This is a genomic window from Micromonospora parva (assembly GCF_000718515.1).
Classification (GTDB): Bacteria; Actinomycetota; Actinomycetes; order Mycobacteriales; family Micromonosporaceae; genus Micromonospora; species Micromonospora parva.
This window is the reverse complement of record NZ_JNZS01000019.1, coordinates 1-15,329: the sequence shown is the minus strand read 5'-3', so window position 1 is coordinate 15,329 and position 15,329 is coordinate 1. Positions and strand designations below refer to the sequence as shown.

Annotated in this window: 12 protein-coding genes and 1 pseudogene; 4 read left to right on the top strand and 9 right to left on the bottom strand. The window is 74.7% G+C overall.

All coding sequences use genetic code 11. The features are described 5' to 3' along the window. Positions 1-149 precede the first annotated feature (149 nt). From IF22_RS0123795 to IF22_RS0123785, 3 genes are all read right to left on the bottom strand, one after another. The gene (locus tag IF22_RS0123795) at positions 150-824 is read right to left on the bottom strand and encodes a hypothetical protein (protein ID WP_030335601.1); all 675 of its coding nucleotides are present in this window, start codon (positions 822-824) and stop codon (positions 150-152) included. A 2,525-nt stretch (positions 825-3,349) separates the two neighbouring features. Further along, positions 3,350-4,885, bottom strand: coding sequence for a replication-associated recombination protein A (locus tag IF22_RS0123790; RefSeq protein WP_030335599.1), 1,536 nt, complete (start codon positions 4,883-4,885; stop codon positions 3,350-3,352). 74 nt (positions 4,886-4,959) lie between these two features. Next, positions 4,960-5,181, bottom strand: a complete 222-nt coding sequence (locus IF22_RS0123785) for a hypothetical protein (protein ID WP_030335598.1) — start codon at positions 5,179-5,181, stop codon at positions 4,960-4,962. A gap of 141 nt (positions 5,182-5,322) precedes the next feature. On the opposite strand from IF22_RS0123785, the gene IF22_RS0123780 reads away from it, so the two are divergent. Next, on the top strand, positions 5,323-6,063 hold the full coding sequence (locus tag IF22_RS0123780; protein ID WP_030335595.1) for a GNAT family N-acetyltransferase: 741 nt from the start codon (positions 5,323-5,325) through the stop codon (positions 6,061-6,063). Here the strand turns inward: IF22_RS0123780 and IF22_RS0123775 are convergent. The 4 genes and pseudogenes from IF22_RS0123775 to aspS all read right to left on the bottom strand — a co-directional run. Continuing rightward, a pseudogene (locus IF22_RS0123775) lies at positions 6,064-7,384 on the bottom strand (MFS transporter); the annotation flags it as partial. Between the two features lie 115 nt (positions 7,385-7,499). After that, positions 7,500-8,108 (bottom strand): ArsR/SmtB family transcription factor, encoded by a 609-nt coding sequence (locus IF22_RS0123770; protein ID WP_030335592.1) that lies wholly within the window; start codon positions 8,106-8,108, stop codon positions 7,500-7,502. Between the two features lie 63 nt (positions 8,109-8,171). Continuing rightward, positions 8,172-8,984, bottom strand: a complete 813-nt coding sequence (locus tag IF22_RS0123765; protein WP_030335590.1) for an SDR family oxidoreductase — start codon at positions 8,982-8,984, stop codon at positions 8,172-8,174. Positions 8,985-9,086: 102 nt separating this feature from the next. Beyond that, positions 9,087-10,892, bottom strand: a complete 1,806-nt coding sequence (aspS, locus tag IF22_RS0123760; protein ID WP_030335587.1) for an aspartate--tRNA ligase — start codon at positions 10,890-10,892, stop codon at positions 9,087-9,089. Between the two features lie 154 nt (positions 10,893-11,046). Between aspS and IF22_RS0123755 the strand changes: the two genes are divergently transcribed. Both IF22_RS0123755 and IF22_RS33970 read left to right on the top strand, forming a co-directional pair. Continuing rightward, complete coding sequence (locus tag IF22_RS0123755; RefSeq protein WP_030335585.1) at positions 11,047-11,781, top strand: DUF998 domain-containing protein; 735 nt, start codon at positions 11,047-11,049, stop codon at positions 11,779-11,781. 218 nt (positions 11,782-11,999) lie between these two features. Then, the gene (locus tag IF22_RS33970; RefSeq protein WP_051708746.1) at positions 12,000-12,635 is read left to right on the top strand and encodes a DUF998 domain-containing protein; all 636 of its coding nucleotides are present in this window, start codon (positions 12,000-12,002) and stop codon (positions 12,633-12,635) included. 95 nt (positions 12,636-12,730) lie between these two features. Here the strand turns inward: IF22_RS33970 and IF22_RS0123745 are convergent, their stop codons facing one another. Both IF22_RS0123745 and IF22_RS0123740 read right to left on the bottom strand, forming a co-directional pair. Further along, positions 12,731-13,777 (bottom strand): S1 family peptidase, encoded by a 1,047-nt coding sequence (locus IF22_RS0123745; protein ID WP_030335581.1) that lies wholly within the window; start codon positions 13,775-13,777, stop codon positions 12,731-12,733. A 424-nt stretch (positions 13,778-14,201) separates the two neighbouring features. Then, entirely contained in the window at positions 14,202-14,678 is a 477-nt protein-coding gene (locus IF22_RS0123740; RefSeq protein WP_030335580.1) for a winged helix-turn-helix transcriptional regulator, read from the bottom strand. Positions 14,679-14,733: 55 nt separating this feature from the next. Here IF22_RS0123740 and IF22_RS0123735 point away from each other — a divergent pair, with 55 nt between their 5' ends. After that, positions 14,734-15,240 (top strand): PaaI family thioesterase, encoded by a 507-nt coding sequence (locus IF22_RS0123735; RefSeq protein ID WP_030335578.1) that lies wholly within the window; start codon positions 14,734-14,736, stop codon positions 15,238-15,240. The last annotated feature ends 89 nt before the right edge of the window (positions 15,241-15,329 follow it).

The window sequence follows — 15,329 nt, the reverse complement described above, 5'->3', positions numbered from 1 at the left end:
GCCTGTCCTCCTCATGCAGAGTTCCGCAGGACCCGACGTCCTCGGAACGCACCACCATGACACCCGGGCCGACCGCCGAGCCGTCGGCGTTGACCGACGGCGGGCGTGCCCGCCAGCCCCAGACCCTACCGTCCGTGATGGAGACCGGCTCAGGACGGTGAGGGTGTCAGCTCGCCCAGCGGATCCGCACTGACAGTGGGGAACGGATCCTCACCGGTCAGTGACGGGTCGGTGGTCGGCTGCGGTCTGGTCCGCTCGTCGTCGATCGCATTGCGCACCTTCACCGACACCAACGAGCCGGTGCACTCGGTCGCAGCGGCCGACGGGTCTCCGGACGGCACGACTGCCGGCTCGCCGTCCACCGGCGGTGGCACGCAGGTCGGCTCGCGGACCCACAGGTCGAGGGTCAGCTCGTCGCGACGCCAGCAGGTGTAGCTGCCCTTCGTCTGCTGCTCCGGGCAGCGGCTCACCTTCCACGGCCGCCACCCGTCCGCACGCAGCGCGTCCTCGTAGACCCGCGCGGTCTCCTCGGGCGCCTTCTCCGAGGTCACGGTCCGCTCCCGCAACCGGCAGTCGATCAGGCACCACCGGCTGCCGCTGACGTCGTCGACGGTCTTCGCGGCCGCCCAACCGGGCACGTTGAGCTGGTCCAGGTTGTCAAAGACCGGGTCACGGCTCAGCGTCCGGAGGCCGAAGAAGAGCGGCACCGCGCCGAGCAGCACGACACTGACCAGCACCAACACCGCCGCGCGGAGGCGGCGTCGTTCCCGGGTCTGCCGGCGTTCCTCGGAACGGGCACCCCGCGCGGCATCGTCGTCCGGCACGTCCTGGCCAGCCGCGCGCAGCGCCGGTCCGTCGGTGGGCTCCGGCGCCGGCCGGTCGACCGGACCGGACGCGGAGGGCACCACCACGGTGGCGCGCGCCACGCCGACGGGCTCACCGGCACGTCCGGGCGGTGGCACCGGCGCGACACCGCTCGGCTCGGCACGGCCGGGCTCCCGATGCGGGGGCAGGGCCCGCCCGGCGGCACGGTCGGCCGGCGCGGGCCGGCCCACCGACGCACCGCCACGGGCCGGACCCGCCGGCCCCGGCTCACCGGTGGTCCGCTCGTCGGTGGGCGGCTGCACGCCGGGGGGACGGACGGCGGCGCGAGCCGGACCGTCGGGACGTGAGCGTGGCGGACCGTCCACGCCCGGCGGCACCGCCGCGCGAGCCGGACCGTCCGGACGGGTCGCGTCCCGGGGGGCCGCCTCGACACCCGGGCCGGGGCGCGCTGGGCCGTCAACGCCCCGACGCCCGGTGCCGGGTGCCGGCGCGTCGCCGGGGATGGGCCTCGCCCGGCCGGGTGGGGTGGAGCGGGCGGCGCCCCTCGCCGCGGGACCGACGCCGGGGGCGGGTCGTCCACCGCCGTAGGGGTCCTCGCCGGTGTCGTTGGCCGGCCCGGGTCGACCGGGACCGGCCGTACCGTCGGGGCCGGGCTCGGCTGCCGGACGACGTCGGCGGCCGGTCGGGTCCGCCGTGGGCGGTGCGTCCGGACCGGGCCCCGCCGCGGCCCGGCCACGCCGGACGGTGGGGTCGGGAGTGGGTACGGCCGCGGCGCCCCGACCACGGGCGGTCCGCTCGCCGGGGGCCGGCGGATAGGGCGACGCCTGCTCTCCGGTGGACCCCAGCGGATCGGGCCGGACGGCGCGACGACCGGTCGGTGCGTCGGCGCCCGGGTCGACCGGCGGGCCGGCGGGCCGGCGAGCGGCGGTGCGGTCGGCGGCCGGGTCCGGCACGGCGAGGCGACCGGACGCCTGGTCGGCGTGCTCTCCCGGCCCGGTGGGCGACGCCGGACGGCGACTTCCGGCCGGCGGGCTGCCCTCGCGGCGGTTGACCACCGGCAGGCCCGGGTCGGTGTGCGGCAGCCGGCCGGCCTGGCGCAGCCAGTCCGCCGGCCGCTCCGGCCGGTCCACGCGGGGTTCGCCACCGGGTGGCGTTCGGCGTTCCGGTTCGTCGGAGACGACCCGACGCCGACCGGTGCCGTCGGCGGGGCTCACGGTGGGATGGGCGCCGCTGTGTGCGCCGGGCGCCTCGGGCATCGACGACGCGCTGCCCGAGCGGGGCCCGGGCGGCGCCTCGCCCGCACGGGGCACGGGCGGCGCGTTTCCGGAGCGGGGCACCGGTGGCGCCTCGCCCGCACGGGGCACCGGTGGCGCGTTGCCCGAGCGGGGCACCGCTGGCTCGTCGGGTTCCGCGGCGCGGCGACGCCCGCCGGCTGCCGGACGGGGACGTTCGGCGGCGGGCCGTTCGACGGGCTCGGGGGCGCCGGGGTCGCCCGGGCCCGGACGACGCCGGGCGGCGCGCGGCCCAAGATCAACGGCGGGGTCGGGCCGCGGGCCGTCCACGGTCGGCGGCACCGCGCCAACCGGCGCGCCGTCGAAGCGGGTCGGCCCGCCAGCGGTGGGTGCTCCGGCGGCCCGCGCCGGGTCGGGTGTCGGGCCGGCGGCACGTCGACCGGCGGGCATGCCGTCGGCGGTCGGCCGGGCACGGCCAGGTTCGACCGGCTGCTCCGGGCCGGGTCGGCGGACCGGCGGGCCGGCGTCCGGACGGCGCAGCGGCGGCATCGCGTCGGGATGTCCGCCGGGCCCGGCGGTGTCCGGACGACGGCCCGGCGCCACAGCGGCGTCCGGACGACGACCGGCCGGCGCGCCGGAGACCGGTGGGCCCACGGGTGGGCCCGGAGGGGCCGCCGCACCGCGAGAACGAGCCGGGCCGCCGGGCACGTCGGGTGCCGGGCGAGGCCCCTGCGGGCCGGTCGGGTCACCCCCGCCCGGGCGGGCGGTGGGTGGAGACGGCGGTACGGCGGCGCGGGCGCCCGGCACCGGCTGCACGCCTCGGCGCGGTGGCTGCCCGGGTGCGCCGGGGACCGGGGCGGATGGCCGGTCATCCGGGCGGCGGCCCGCTGGCGGCGTCTCCCCCGGCCAGGGGCCGTCGACCGGTCGACGGGCGGCGACGCCCGGCTCACCCTGACGCGGGGTCGGCGGCGCCGAGGCCTCCGGCCCACCGCCGCGCGCACCGGGCGGCTCTGCCGGCGTACGCGGGGCGGCCTGGGCCGGCGGCCCGGCCGGGTCTGCGGGCGGCATGCCGCCCCGGGGGCGGTTCGGCTCCGCCGGTGCGCCGTCCGGGCCCAGCTCGGTGCGTTGCTGCTTGGCCGAGCGCAGGTCGTCGATCCAGCCGAACTCCTCGCCGGCGACCGGCTCCTCCGGCTCCGGCTCGGCCGCCCGGCCACGACCCCACCGGCGGGTCTTGGCACGCGGATCGCGCCGCTCGTCCGGGCCCTCGTCCGGGCGGTCCCCACCACGCGATCTCACTGTTGACCCTCTCCTGCGGCGTCGGTGCCGCTGTCCTGCATCATGCCGGGGGCACCCGTGTCCGTCGTCGGACGGGCGACCCCCGGGGATAGCGCTGGCGCGTTCTGCGCCGTTACGGACGGCTCGGATGCCGGCGTCGGCCGCGCGGCCGGGGCCGGCAGACCACGCACGATCCGGCGCAGCAGCGGCAGCCGGCCGGCCACCGACCGCTCCGCGCCGTGTGGGCTGGGCTGGTAGTAGTCGGTGCCCACCAGGTCGTCCGGAACGTACTGCTGGGTGACCACGCCGCGCTGGTCGTCGTGCGGGTAGCGGTAGCCGGTCCCGTGGCCCAACCCACGCGCACCGGCGTAGTGCGCGTCGCGCAGCCCCCGGGGCACCGGGCCACCGCGACCGGCCCGGACGTCGGCGATCGCGGCGCCGATGGCGGTGGTGGCCGAGTTCGACTTCGGCGCGGTGGCCAGGTGGATCACCGCCTGGGCCAGGTTGAGCTGCGCTTCGGGCAGGCCCACGTACTCGACAGCGTGCGCGGCGGCGGTGGCGACGCTCAACGCGGTCGGGTCGGCCATGCCCACGTCCTCGCTGGCGAAGATGACCAGGCGACGGGCGATGAAGCGGGCGTCCTCACCGGCGACCAGCATGCGGGCCAGCCAGTGCACCGCGGCGTCCACGTCCGAGCCGCGCATGCTCTTGATGAAGGCGCTGACCACGTCGTAGTGGGCGTCGCCGTCGCGGTCGTAGCGCACCGCCGCCACGTCGACCGCCTGCTCGGCGGTGGCCAGGTCGATCCGCCCGCCGCCGAGGGCCGTGGCGGAGGCCGCCGCCGCCTCCAGGGCGGTGAGGGCCTTGCGGACGTCACCGGCGGCCAGCCGGACCAGGTGGTCCTCGGCCTCGGTGGTGAGGGTCAGCGCACCGTCCAGGCCGCGCTTGTCGGCGACCGCGCGGCGCAGCAGGCCCCGCACCGCCTCGTCGTCCAACGGTTGCAGGGTGAGCAGCACGCACCGCGACAGCAACGGTGAGATGACCGAGAAGTACGGGTTCTCGGTGGTCGCCGCCAGGAGGGTGACAGTGCGGTCCTCGACGGCGGCGAGCAGCGAATCCTGTTGGGTCTTGCTGAACCGGTGCACCTCGTCGATGAAGAGCACTGTCTGCGGGCCGCCGGAACGGCGCTGGCGGCGGGCCGTCTCGATCACCGCCCGGACGTCCTTCACCCCGGCGGAGAGCGCCGACATGGCCACGAAGCGGCGGTCGGTGGCCCCGGCCACCAGGTGCGCGATGGTGGTCTTGCCGCTGCCCGGCGGACCCCAGAGGATCACCGACATCGGCGCCCCGCCGGAGACCAGTTGCCGCAGCGGTGCACCGGGAGCGAGCAGGTGCTCCTGCCCGACCAACTCGTCGAGGGTGACCGGGCGCATCCGGACCGGCAGGGGCGAATCGTCGGCCACCGCGGTGAAGCCGTCGACACCGGCGGGACCGTCGGGCGCGCTGCGCGACCCGGTCGGTTCACCGAGGGAGAAGAGGGCGTCGGACTCCATCACGAAGACAGTACCGGGCCGGGCCCACGACGCCGGAATCGCGCCGTGGGCCCGCTGCCAGTGATCGGTTCCGGTCAGCCACGCCCGGGGCGACGACCCCGGTACCAGCGGCCACCGCCACCGCCGCCACCGCCGCGCGGGCCGCTGCCCACGCCGGCCAGGTAGAGCGAGAGCAGGAGTAGTCCGATGAGCACCAGGGTGTTCCAGTTGAACAGGTCGGGTGCGCCGAAGTTGGTGTCGAGCAGGTCGAGCAGCAGGGCAAAGCCAAAGACGATGGCCGCGAGAATGGCGAGCATGTCGGTCCTCCGGTGGGGGTTCCCAGTAGGTCGGCGCGTGATGTACCCAATCGGTCGACTCGCCAATCTCCACGGTGGAGGTGGCTACCCCGCGCCGGCCCGGCGCGGACGTTCCACCCCCGGCCTCCTAGGCTGAACCGCATGATCATCGACGACCGGGGGCTCCAGGACCGGAGCGCCATCCTGGCCGCCGTCGGCCATCACCCGTTCGCCCGGCACGCGCTCCGGGGGGCCGTGCCGGCCCGCGCGTACCGGCGCGATGGCGCCGTGCTGTGGCTGGTCCCGCCCGAGCACGGACCGGTCGGCTGCGCGATCGGCCCGGCCGAACCGGCGCTGGAGATCTGTGTCGCGCTCGCCGCCGACGGGTTGCTCCAGCCCGGACAACGGCTGCACCTGCCGCGACACGATCGCGCTCTGCTGGCCGACCGGTTGGCGGTGGCCGAGCACAGCGACTGGGACTTCCACTGGACCGACGCGTCGCCGCCGACGCAGCCGGACGAGCAGTCGGTGGTACGCCTCACCGACGCCGACCAGCCGGCGCTGGCGGCGCTGGTCGAACAGTCGTTCCCCAGCAGCACCTCCCGCCCGGGAGACCCACGGGTGGTGGACTGGTACGGCATCCGGGCCGGCGACCGGTTGGTGGCGTGCGGCGCGGACCGCAGCCAGGGTGACATCGGCTTCCTCGCCGGCCTGACCGTCGCCCCCGACCAACGAGGTCGAGGGCTGGGCGCGTCCCTGACCGCGGGGATGACCCGGGCGCTGCTGGCGCGCCACGACACCGTGGGGCTCGGCGTCTACACCCACAACGTCGGCGCGGCCCGGCTCTACCGTCGGCTCGGCTTCACCCACACCCTGCCGCTCAGCTCGGTCCGCCTCGCCTGACCGGCGTTTCGGCCGGCCAGGCGAGGGATCGTCGCTAACGGTCGGCGGCGGGTACCGGGACCGCGGTCGGCTCGACGGCGGGTGCGGCCCGACGGCCGGCAAGCCAGGCGGGCAGGTAGAGCGGGGCGGCGACGGCCAACACCACAGCGCCGACCACCATCGCGGTGCTGATGCTGGTGCTGGCGGCGAGCGCGGTGAGCACCACCCCGCCGAGCGCGGCGGCCGGCTGCGCCATCATCGAGTTCAGCGAGAGCACGCTGGTCCGGTACGGGCCGTCGACCTGCCGGTGCAGCAGCCCACTGTGCAGCGGGTTGGACGCGCCGTGCACGCTGTAGCAGGCCAGATACGCGATCAGCACGCCGACCGGCCCGGCGAACAGCCCCATCCCGACCACCGTCACACCCTGGAGGATGCGCAGCAGGGCCGCACTGGGTGCCGCGCCGAACCAGCGCAGCAGCAGCGGGGTCAGCGCCGCACCGGCAGCCGAGGCGAGCCAGGCGGCCGAGCTGGCCGGCCCGAGCAGGGCGGCGGCGCGTTCCGGGTCGCCGACCACCTCGGCGAGTCGCACCGGCAGCAGCGACTCGAAGGTGATCATGCCGAAGCCCCAGAACAGCTCGACGGACACCAGGGCCAGCAGAACGCGGGACCGGCGCAGCAGCCCGATCGCCTCGCCGATCATCCGGGGCGCCTGGGCCACCGAGGCCCGCACGGCGACGAATCCGGTGGCCGGCCGCCGCTCGACCAGCAGGGCGAGCAACGCGACCAGCGCCAGCGCCTGCGCGACGATCGCGGCCAGCACGGGCACGGTGAGCGCACTGATCGGCCCCATCGGGCCCAGCGCGACGAGGCCACCGCCGATCAGCGCGCCGCCGCCGATCGCCGCACCGGAGACGGCGCCCGCGTGCCCGAGGCCCCGCTCGTACTCGGCGGTCGGGTCGGCGGCCAGTGTGGCGTCGACGTACCAGGACTCCAGCGGGCCGCTGTCCAGCGCCCGGTAGACCCCCTGCACGGCGTAGACCAGGAAGAACATCCAGAACGAGTCGGCCACCGCGAACAACGACAACGAGACCAGGCTGAGCGCCCCGGCGACGATCAGCACCGGACGGCGACCGAGGGCGTCGGCGAAACCGCCGGTGGGCAGTTCCAGTGCCAGGACCAGCAGGCCCTGCGCCGTATAGACCAGGCCGATCTGCGGCAGCGACAGGCCGCGCTCCTGCATCAGCAGGACCATGACCGGGATCATCAGACCGGTGGGCAGCCAGCGCAGGCCGTAGAGCGTGAGGTAACGACGCCGCACCTGGCGTACGGTCAACGCGGTCATGACACCACCTCCGTCAGCGACTGCGGGGCTCGCAGACCCGGCTCACTCCTCGCGCTCACCCAGCCACCTTCCGTTCGCGACTGCGGGGCTCGCAGACCCGGCTCACTCCTCGCGCTCACTGGAGACCGTCGCGCAGGGGGTAGGCGGCCAGGAAGACCTGCACCGGGCGGGCCTCCGGGTCGGCGGCGGCGTCGGGCTCGGCCTCGCGGTGGTAGCGCTCGAGCACCTGCCACACCTCCGCCTTGAGTTCCTCCAGGCGGGCCGGCGGGATGGTCATGAAGATGTCGCCCATGCCGAAGCCGTCCCGCCAGGCGGGTGACCACTCGTGCTGGGTGGCGAACCAGCGCTCGGCGGTCTCGGCGAGCAGACGCACCTGGTCGCCCTGGATCCACTCGATCGCGGCCCGGGCGTCGGGGTCGTCGTCGAAGTCGCTCGGCTCCCAGTTGGTGACGTCGTGCGCCGCCTGCCACCAGCGTTGCCGCCCGCTGCCCCGGTCGGGAACCTCGACGACGAGCCCGACCTCGGCGAGTTGGCGCAGGTGGTAGCTGGTCGCGCCGGTGTTGGTGCCGAGCAGCTCGGCGAGGGTGGTGGCGGTGGCGGGCCCCTTCACTCGCAGGGCGCCAACCAGCCGCATTCGCAGCGGGTGTGCCAGGACCCGGACCTGCCTCTTGTCGATGCGGACCTCACGTAGCGCCGCCCGCGGAGCGTCTCCATCGTTCTCCATGACTGCACACTACCTCTGCACACTTCCTATGCACAATAGTTGTGCATAGGAAGTGTGCAGCAATCAGCGGGCGAGAACGTCGCGTACCCCGCGCAGTCGGGTGCGCAGCAGGCCGGCCGCACGGGTGGAGTCCAGGCGTACGTCAAGGGGACGGACCAGACCGCTGCTCGCGCTGGTGGTGCTCTTCAACCCGGCCGGATCCAGGCCGTACCGCTCGGCGACCAGCAGACCCAGCTCGACCCGGCTGACCGCGTCCGCGCCGGCCACGTTGAGCAGACCGGCGTACGACGAGACGACCAGCTCCAGCACGGCGTCAGCCAGGTCGGTGACGTCGATCGGGCAGCGCAGCTCGTCGCTGAACAGGGTGGCCCGGCCGGCGAGCGCGTCCCGGCAGAGCTGGATCTGCTTGCTGCCCTCCCCCACGATCAGCGAGGTCCGCACCACCGCCGCGCCGGGGTCGATCGCCCGCACGGCGGTCTCGGCGGCGGCCTTCGCAGCCCCGTACGCGTGCACCGGCGTGGGTGGCTCGTCGTCGAGGTACGGCACGGGTCGTCCGGCGTGCAGCGCATCGCTGGACAGGTGCACCAGCCGGGCACCCACCTCGGCGGCGGCGAGCGCCACGTGCGCGGCCCCGTCGGCGGTGACCGCCCAGTCCTCGTACCGATAGGGGGTCCCGACCACGGCGTCCGGCCGCACCTGGGCGACCAGCGCACGCACGGCGGCCCGGTCGGTCACGTCCAGCCGACGCGCCTCGACACCCGGCACGTCGATCTCACCGGAGTAGAACGTCCCAACAACTGACCAACCAAGCCCGAGGCCCCGCCGACAAACCGACCGCCCGAGTAACCCACTACCCCCGACAACAAGCACCCGCATCCCAGCCCACTCCCCTGCCGCCGCCGACGTCGATCATGAGGTTAACGAGCGACACGCCGTGGCGCGGGCCCGTCAACCCCATGATCGACGGCGCGAAGGGGGTCAGACCGGGTCGGCCACCGGGGCTGCCGGGCCGGCCGTTCCCGCGTGGGCCGTCGCGGGCGGCTTGGGCTTGGCGTCGATGCCGGCCTCGGCGCGCTGCTGGGCGGTGATCGGGGTGGGAGCACTGGTCAGCGGGTCGAAGCCGCCCCGGGTCTTCGGGAACGCGATGACCTCACGGATCGAGTCCGCGCCGGCGAGCAACATGCAGACCCGGTCCCAGCCGAAGGCGATACCGCCGTGCGGCGGGGCGCCGTACTTGAACGCCTCCAGCAGGAAGCCGAACTTGTCCTGCGCCTCCTCGGCGGTGATGCCGAGCAGGTCGAAGACCCGCTTCTGCACGTCACCCCGGTGGATACGGATCGACCCGCCGCCGATCTCGTTGCCGTTGCAGACGATGTCGTACGCGTACGCCAGTGCCCGGTCCGGAGCCTCCTCGAACCGGTCCACCCACTCCGCGTTCGGCGAGGTGAACGGGTGGTGCACGGCCGTCCAGCCACCCTCGTCAGTGCGCTCGAACATCGGCGCGTCGACCACCCAGCAGAACGCCCAGGCGCTCTCGTCGATCAGGCCGGACCGCTTGGCGATCTCGACCCGGGCCGCCCCGAGCAGCTCCTGCGCCTCCCGGGTGGTGGCGCTCGCCGCGAAGAAGACCGCGTCGCCCGGCTTGGCGCCGACCGCGTCGGCGAGCCCGCCCAGGTGCTCGGCGGAGAGGTTCTTCGCCACCGGGCCGCGCGCCTCGCCGGTCTCGGCGTCCAGCACCACGTACGCCAGGCCGCGCGCGCCCCGCGCCTTCGCCCAGTCCTGCCAGCCGTCCAGCTCCTTGCGGCTCTGCGCCGCGCCGCCCGGCATGACCACCGCGCCGACGTAGCCGCCCGCGTCGATCGCCCCGGCGAACACCCGGAACTCGGTGCCGCGCAGGTACTCGGTCAACTCGGTCAGCTCGACGCCGTAGCGCAGGTCCGGCTTGTCCGAGCCGTACCGGGCCATCGCGTCGTGCCAGGTGATCCGCGGGATCGGCCGGCTGATCTCGTGCCCGGCCAGGTCCTTCCACAGCGCCGAGACGATCGCCTCGCCGAGGTCGATCACGTCGTCCTCGGTGACGAACGACATCTCGATGTCGAGCTGGGTGAACTCCGGCTGCCGGTCGGCGCGGAAGTCCTCGTCGCGGTAGCAGCGGGCGATCTGGTAGTACCGCTCCATGCCGCCGACCATCAGCAGCTGCTTGAACAGCTGCGGCGACTGCGGCAGCGCGTACCAGCTGCCGGGCTGCAGGCGCACCGGCACCAGGAAGTCGCGGGCGCCCTCGGGCGTCGAACGGGTCAGCGTCGGGGTCTCGATCTCCAGGAAGTCCCGCTCGTGCAGCACACCCCGAGCGAGCTGGCTGGCGCGCGAGCGCAGCCGCAGCGCGTTCGCCGGGCCGCTGCGCCGCAGGTCCAGGTAGCGGTACCGGAGTCGGATGTCGTCGCCGGCCTCGATCTGGTCGTCCACCGGCAGTGGCAGCGGCGCCGCCTCGGAGAGCACCTCCAGCTCGGCGGCTGTCACCTCGACCTCACCGGTGGGCAGCTCCGGGTTCTCGTTGCCGGCCGGACGGCGGGTCACCTCGCCGACGACCTTCACGCAGAACTCGTTGCGCAGCGCGTGCGCGTCCTCCTCGCGGAACACCACCTGGACAACACCGGAACCGTCGCGCAGGTCGACGAAGATGACCCCGCCGTGGTCGCGGCGGCGGGCCACCCAGCCGGCGAGCGTCACCGTCGAGCCGGCGTCCGCGGCGCGCAGGCTTCCGGCATTGTGGGTACGGATCACGGCTGGCAACTCCTCATCGTGGAACAGTCCTCACCCGCATTCTGTCAGGGGTGGCCGCCCCGCCTCCGGGCACCCGGCAGGCCGGCACGATTCGCTGGTGGGGTGGACCGGCGAACCCGACTCCCCCGGCAGCCGCGGCGGTTAACGTGGCGAAATGCGGCCCGTACCGAACTGGGCCGTCGCCACGGGGGCGGCGGCGCCCGTGTTGCTGGTGGCCGGTTGGACGGTGGCCCAGGCCCGACAGCCCGTCGGGTACGACCCGGTCCGGGACACCATCAGCGAGCTGGCGGGGCAGGACGCCACCGACGCCTGGATCATGGTGGTGGCCCTGGTGCTGCTCGGCTGCTGCTACCTGTCCGTCGCCGCCGTCCTGCACGCGGCCGGGCTGCCCAGCCGCTTCCTGCTCGCGATCGGCGGGGTGGCCACCATCGCGCTCGTCGCCTTCCCCCGGCCGCCGGTCGGCGGCTCGGTCAGCCACGGCGTCACGGCGACGGTGGCCGTCCTCGCCCTGGTGCTCTGGCCGGCCGGTTCGGCGCTGCGGCTGCCGCGCGGCCACGACACCGAACACCCCGACCGGCCGGAGCCACCCTGGGCGTTCCGCGGTTCGGTGGGGTTGAGCGCCACGCTCGTGCTGCTCGCGCTCTTCGGCTGGTGCGCGTTCGAGGTGACCAGCGGGTCCCGTACCGGATTGGCCGAGCGGGTGACGGCGGTGGCGGTCTCCCTCTGGCCGCTGCTGGCGCTCCTCTCCGCCCGGCGGGCGCACCTCGCCTGGTCGGCCGACGGCACCGTACGGGTGGGCCCGGACCTGCCGACCATCGGCGTCGTACCCCCGGATCCACTCGGACCCCCGAGCGGGCCGACCCCCGGGCGACCCGACCGGCTGCCGTGAGTCGCCGCCGGACCTGAGCTGGCGTCGCCACCGCCCCCGGTCTGACGTCGCCGATGGACGTGAGCCGGCGTCGCCGCCGCCCCGCCCGGTCTGACGTCGCTGCCCCCGCGTGGTCGGTGGGGGCTTCAGCCCGTCGACGGGCGGCGCCCTCGGCGTCGTCCGTCTGCCCGGACCGCGCGGCCCGGGAACCGCGCCGGTCGTACCGCTACGATCGCCCGATGTCCGCCGTTCCCCGTTGGGCTCTGCTGTCGGCCGCCGGCGCACCGCTGTTCCTCATCGGCGGCTGGACGGTGGCGCAGGCCGCCCAGGCCGACGGGTTCGACCCGGTGCGGCAGACCATCAGCGCGCTCGCCGCCACCGGCGCGGACCATCGCTGGATCATGACGATCGGGCTGGCGGGCCTGGGCCTCTGTCACCTGACGACCGCGCTCGGCCTGGTCAGCGCCGCACGGGCGGGCCGCGGGCTGCTCGGGTTGGGCGGGCTGGCGACGGTGCTGGTGGCCGTGTTCCCGCAGAACGCGACGGGCAGTTCGACGACGCACGTCGTGGCCGCCGGGGTGGCGTTCGGCGCGTTGGCCGTCTGGCCGGCCCTGGCGGTGCCCCGTCGCGCCGCGTCGCCCCTCGCCCGGGAGCACCGCCATCGGCCGCAGGACGGGCCGGCTCCCGTACGCCGGGTGGCGCTCGCCGCGGCGGCGGTCCTGCTCGGCCTGGTCGGCTGGTTCGGCGTCGAGTTCTTCACCGACGGGGCGTGGATCGGGTTGACCGAGCGGCTGGCGGCGGCCGCCGAGGCGGGCGCACCGCTGGCCGCCGTGCTGTTCTCCCGGCTGCGGCCGAGACCGTCCGGTCCCGGCTGACCGCCGACGCGTTCGCCGGTGTCGGCGGGGTCCGGTGGCCGTGAACGCGACGCGGGCCGCCGGAGTGTTCCGGCGGCCCGCGAGCGGTGCGTGGATCAGAAGACGCTGACGCCGTAGCGGCTGAGCGCCTCGGTGACCGGCTGGAAGAAGGTCGTGCCGCCGGTGCGGCAGTTGCCGCTACCACCGGAGGTCAGGCCCAGCGCGGTGGTGTTGGCGAAGAGCGAGCCGCCGCTGTCGCCAGGCTCGGCGCAGACGTTGGTGCGGATCAGGCCGGAGACCGAACCCTCGGCGTAGTTCACAGTGGCGTTGGTGGCGGTCACCGAGCCGCTGCGCAGGCCGGTGGTGCTGCCGGAGCGCTGCACCGCCTGGCCGACGGACGCGTTGCCGGCGCCGGTGATGTCCCGGAAGCTGCCGTTGTAGAGGGACACGTTGCCGGCCGCGTTGGCCGAGTTGTTGTGCCGCACGATGCCGTAGTCGTTGCCCGGGAAGCTGGTGCCGGTACGGGTACCCAGCAGCGCGGTCTGGGCGGAGTTCGAGTACCAGCTCGACGAGATGTTGGTGCAGTGCCCGGCCGTCAGGAACGAGTAGGTGCTGCCGCTGCGCACGTTGAAGCCGAGCGAGCAACGCCCGCCGCCACCGGCGTAGATGGCCTGACCACCGGAGATGCGGGTGCTCAGCACGCCCGCCTCGGCCTCGACCCGGACCGCGCCGTTGGCCCGCGCGGCGGCGGCCTTGACCCGCTCCAGCTTGGCCCCGGTGACGGTGCTGTCGACGGAGACGACGACCTGGTTGGTGACCGGGTCGCTCCACCAGGCGGTGCCGGGGATCTTGGCGGAGCGCTCCAGGTCGGCGGTGGCCCGGTTGAGCTCGGCCGCGCCGCGGGTGACGTAGCGGACGACGGCGCCGGCCTTGCTGGCCTTGCTGGCGGCGGCCGCGTCGGTCACCGTGACGACGGACTTGCCGCTGGCGTCGATGTACGAGCCGGCGGAGCGGTCGCCGAGTTCCGCGGCGATCGCGGCGGCGGCATCGGGCGACGCGGCGGGAGCGGCCTGAGCCGGCGCACCGATCAGCGAGCCGACGACCAGGGTTCCGGAAACGGCGACGGTAGCCGCAACACGGAATGAGGACCTCGTGGGTCGCATGTAACAACCTCCTGGGCGGGGGAGCGGGTCTCGCCGGGGGCGGCTGACCCGAGGGCAACCCGGCCGATCTGGGGAAACCGGCCGGCTGAGACTGAAGTATTCACATACTTAAGATCATTAACAAGGCTTGGATTCGCCCGAATTCACCGTCCTTGATCGGCCACACGGCCGCAACACCCTCGACACGCTGGTGAACAGGCACCGTCACACCCGACCGACGCCCGGCCCATCAGGAAGTGAACAATCATCGATGCGCGCCGCGCACCGGGCGCGGCGCGCACCGCCCGCCGCGACGGGCACGACGGCGAGCGCCGGGTGATGAGCGCGGCCCGGTGAGCGCGCCGCGTGATGAGCGGGCCGCGTGGGGGCGCGGCGCGTGGGGGGCGCGGCGCGTGGGGGCACGCGGCGCGACGGGCGCCGTCGGTCAGGGGGTACGGCGACGGGCACCGGGACCCGGGCGGGGCACCACGTCGCGTGGCCGACCGACGTCGTGCCCGTCGGCGCAGCGCAACTCGGCGTGTACCTCGGCGCCGCAGTCGCGGTGGGTGACGCTCAGCGGTGGGCCGTCCGCGTCGGCGAGGTACCGGTCACCCCAGCCGAGGACGGCGACCAGCACCGGCCACAGGTCCAGACCCTTCTCCGTCAGGCGGTACTCGTGGCGCAGGCGACTGCCGGGCTCCCGGTACGGCTCGCGACTGAGCACGCCCTGCTCCACCAGGCTGGCGAGCCGGTTGGTCAGCACCTGGCGCGGAATGCCGGTCCGCACCCGCATGTCGTCGAAGCGGCGTACGCCGGTGAACACCTCGCGCAGGACCACCAGCGTCCACCGCTCACCGAGGATCTCCATCGCGCGGGCGATGGTGCAGTTCTCCACTGACCAGTCCAGAGCCGCGGGTCGCATCCGACCAGGCTAAGTCTCGTTGACAGACTCAGCAACCGGCTGCCAGGCTGCGTCCATGACGCAGACGCAGGAACCAGCGCGCAGCCGTACCTTCACCTGGGCGGACCCGTCGGTCAACGCCGCCCAGGTCGGTCAACGCAGCGGCCTGGACATGCTCCGGGCGATGATCGCCGGTGAACTGGCCGCGCCGCCGGTGATGCACCTTCTCGACATGAGCCGGATGGAAGCCGACGAGGGTCGGGTCGCGGTTGAACTGACCCCGCAGGAGTTCCACTACAACCCGCTCGGCAGCGTCCACGGTGGCGTGCTCTCCACGCTGCTGGACACCGCCGCGGCGTGCGCCGTGCACACCACCCTGCCGGCCGGCGTCGGCTACACGTCGCTGGACCTCAACGTGAAGTTCCTCCGCCCGGTCACCGTCGCCAGCGGCGCCCTGCGCTGCGAGGGCACGGTGCTGCAACGCGGCCGCCGCACGGCCCTGGCCGAGGCCCGCATCACCGACGCCGCCGGCCGCCTGACAGCCCACGCCACCAGCACCTGCCTAATCCTCCCCCTCCCCTAACCCCTGCCCCGCCCCACCGCGCGTTGATCAAGAGGTTTGCGTCAGAAAACCGGCTTCCGGTGACCGAAACCTCTTGATCAACACGAGCC

Bases quoted from the DNA above. Each gene is read 5' to 3' on its own strand.
- IF22_RS0123785 (WP_030335598.1), bottom strand. From the start codon at position 5,181: ATGCTCGCCATTCTCGCGGCCATCGTCTTTGGCTTTGCCCTGCTGCTC.
- IF22_RS0123735 (WP_030335578.1), top strand. From the start codon at position 14,734: ATGACGCAGACGCAGGAACCAGCGCGCAGCCGTACCTTCACCTGGGCG.
- IF22_RS0123745 (WP_030335581.1), bottom strand. From the start codon at position 13,777: ATGCGACCCACGAGGTCCTCATTCCGTGTTGCGGCTACCGTCGCCGTT.
- IF22_RS0123790 (WP_030335599.1), bottom strand. From the start codon at position 4,885: ATGGAGTCCGACGCCCTCTTCTCCCTCGGTGAACCGACCGGGTCGCGC.
- IF22_RS0123770 (WP_030335592.1), bottom strand. From the start codon at position 8,108: ATGGAGAACGATGGAGACGCTCCGCGGGCGGCGCTACGTGAGGTCCGC.
- IF22_RS0123780 (WP_030335595.1), top strand. From the start codon at position 5,323: ATGATCATCGACGACCGGGGGCTCCAGGACCGGAGCGCCATCCTGGCC.
- IF22_RS33970 (WP_051708746.1), top strand. From the start codon at position 12,000: ATGTCCGCCGTTCCCCGTTGGGCTCTGCTGTCGGCCGCCGGCGCACCG.
- IF22_RS0123765 (WP_030335590.1), bottom strand. From the start codon at position 8,984: ATGCGGGTGCTTGTTGTCGGGGGTAGTGGGTTACTCGGGCGGTCGGTT.
- IF22_RS0123755 (WP_030335585.1), top strand. From the start codon at position 11,047: ATGCGGCCCGTACCGAACTGGGCCGTCGCCACGGGGGCGGCGGCGCCC.
- IF22_RS0123740 (WP_030335580.1), bottom strand. From the start codon at position 14,678: ATGCGACCCGCGGCTCTGGACTGGTCAGTGGAGAACTGCACCATCGCC.